Below are 2,500 nucleotides of genomic sequence, written 5' to 3'. Positions count from 1 at the left end.
AGTGGGAAAGGATGTGAGGATCCCAAAACAACCAGGATGTTGGCTTAGAAGCAGCCATCATTTAAAGAAAGCGTAACAGCTCACTGGTCTAAATAAGGGTCTTTGCGCCGAAAATGTAACGGGGCTAAAGCCATGCACCGAAGCTGAGGATGTATCGCAAGATACGTGGTAGCGGAGCGTTCCGTAAGCCTGTGAAGGGATACCCGTGAGGGGTCCTGGAGGTATCGGAAGTGCGAATGTTGACATGAGTAACGATAAAGGGAGTGAGAGACTCCCTCGCCGAAAGACCAAGGGTTCCTGCTTAAAGTTAATCTGAGCAGGGTTAGCCGGCCCCTAAGACGAGGCGGACACGCGTAGTCGATGGGAACCACGTTAATATTCGTGGGCCTGGTGGTAGTGACGGATTGCGTAACTCGTTCAGACTTATTGGATTGTCTGGGCGGGGAAGCGGTTCCAGGAAATAGCTCCACCGTATAGACCGTACCCGAAACCGACACAGGTGGTCAGGTAGAGTATACCAAGGCGCTTGAGAGAACTATGTTGAAGGAACTCGGCAAATTGCACGCGTAACTTCGGAAGAAGCGTGACCCTTTTGTACGCAAGTATGAAGGGGTGGCACAGACCAGGGGGTAGCGACTGTTTATCAAAAACACAGGGCTCTGCGAAGTCGCAAGACGACGTATAGGGTCTGACGCCTGCCCGGTGCTGGAAGGTTAAGAGGAGAGGTGCAAGCTTTGAATCGAAGCCCCAGTAAACGGCGGCCGTAACTATAACGGTCCTAAGGTAGCGAAATTCCTTGTCGGGTAAGTTCCGACCTGCACGAATGGCGTAACGACTTCCCCGCTGTCTCCAACATAGACTCAGTGAAATTGAATTCCCCGTGAAGATGCGGGGTTCCTGCGGTTAGACGGAAAGACCCCGTGCACCTTTACTATAGCTTTACACTGGCATTCGTGTCGGCATGTGTAGGATAGGTGGTAGGCTTTGAAGCGGGGACGCCAGTCTTCGTGGAGCCATCCTTGAAATACCACCCTTATCGTCATGGATGTCTAACCGCGGCCCGTCATCCGGGTCCGGGACAGTGTATGGTGGGTAGTTTGACTGGGGCGGTCGCCTCCGAAAGAGTAACGGAGGCGCGCGATGGTGGGCTCAGAGCGGTCGGAAATCGCTCGTCGAGTGCAATGGCATAAGCCCGCCTGACTGCGAGACTGACAAGTCGAGCAGAGACGAAAGTCGGTCATAGTGATCCGGTGGTCCCGCGTGGAAGGGCCATCGCTCAACGGATAAAAGGTACGCCGGGGATAACAGGCTGATGACCCCCAAGAGTCCATATCGACGGGGTTGTTTGGCACCTCGATGTCGGCTCATCGCATCCTGGGGCTGGAGCAGGTCCCAAGGGTTTGGCTGTTCGCCAATTAAAGCGGTACGTGAGCTGGGTTCAGAACGTCGTGAGACAGTTCGGTCCCTATCTGCCGTGGGTGTAGGAATATTGACAGGATCTGTCCCTAGTACGAGAGGACCGGGATGGACATATCTCTGGTGGACCTGTTGTCGCGCCAGCGGCATAGCAGGGTAGCTATATATGGAAGGGATAACCGCTGAAGGCATCTAAGCGGGAAACCCACCTGAAAACGAGTATTCCCTATCAGAGCCGTGGAAGACGACCACGTTGATAGGACGGATGTGGAAGCGCAGCAATGTGTGAAGCTTACCGTTACTAATAGCTCGATTGGCTTGATCGTTCTTATTGCTTGTGCTCATCGATAAATCGATGAGCCATCTCTTCTGTCCTGACGCGAAAGCGCTCCGGACGGGCCGGCCAAACATGGCCGACGCGCTAGCGCGCTGTATGGCTGCCATGCTCACACCTCGAGCGGGGTCCCCATGCAGAACGATAGTTCGTCGCCAACAGTTTGGCGCGCCGTCTGCAGCGCAGCGATCGAAGATCGCGACAGCGTGAAGACAGAAGAAACCGACGTGTTCAAATAAAGAAAACAGGCGAATGCCTGTGCCAGCTTCTCAAATCACATTGCCCTTAATTGACCTGGTGGTCATGGCGGGGCGGCCGCACCCGTTCCCATTCCGAACACGGCCGTGAAACGCCCCAGCGCCAATGGTACTTCGTCTCAAGACGCGGGAGAGTAGGTCGCTGCCAGGTCTATTAAAGGCAATGTCATCACACGATGAAACACAATCTTCTCGAAACAAAACATGCGGCCCCTGGCCAAAACCAAAGGGCCGCCCCAAAAGCGGCCTTTCGTCGTTACAGGGGTTAAGCAGATCAAAAAAGAATGCAAGGTGGAACACAGCCTCAGGCCGGTGCCCTCCTTACAGGAGACAAAACCTTGCGTTTTGCTCCACAAGTAGCGTCACAGCCTGGCTGTGACGCAGTCGCGACATTCGGCAAAGCCGAATGCGCTTGGCGCGGGGTGGAGCAGCCCGGTAGCTCGTCAGGCTCATAACCTGAAGGCCGCAGGTTCAAATCCTGCCCCCGCAACCA

At 54.8% G+C, this 2,500-nt stretch carries 1 tRNA gene and 2 rRNA genes (1 of these 3 running past the window's edge); all 3 read left to right on the top strand.

Going from position 1 to position 2,500, the window contains the following annotated elements:
* A 23S ribosomal RNA gene (locus tag J5J09_RS18065) occupies positions 1-1,742 on the top strand (it extends 1,144 nt beyond the left edge of the window).
* Between the two features lie 301 nt (positions 1,743-2,043).
* Positions 2,044-2,158 (top strand): 5S ribosomal RNA (gene rrf, locus J5J09_RS18060).
* Positions 2,159-2,423: 265 nt separating this feature from the next.
* Positions 2,424-2,500, top strand: a tRNA-Met gene (locus tag J5J09_RS18055).

This window comes from Ciceribacter sp. L1K22, from assembly GCF_017599385.1.
Classification (GTDB): domain Bacteria; phylum Pseudomonadota; class Alphaproteobacteria; order Rhizobiales; family Rhizobiaceae; genus Allorhizobium.
This window is presented reverse-complemented; position numbering and strand designations above follow the sequence as displayed.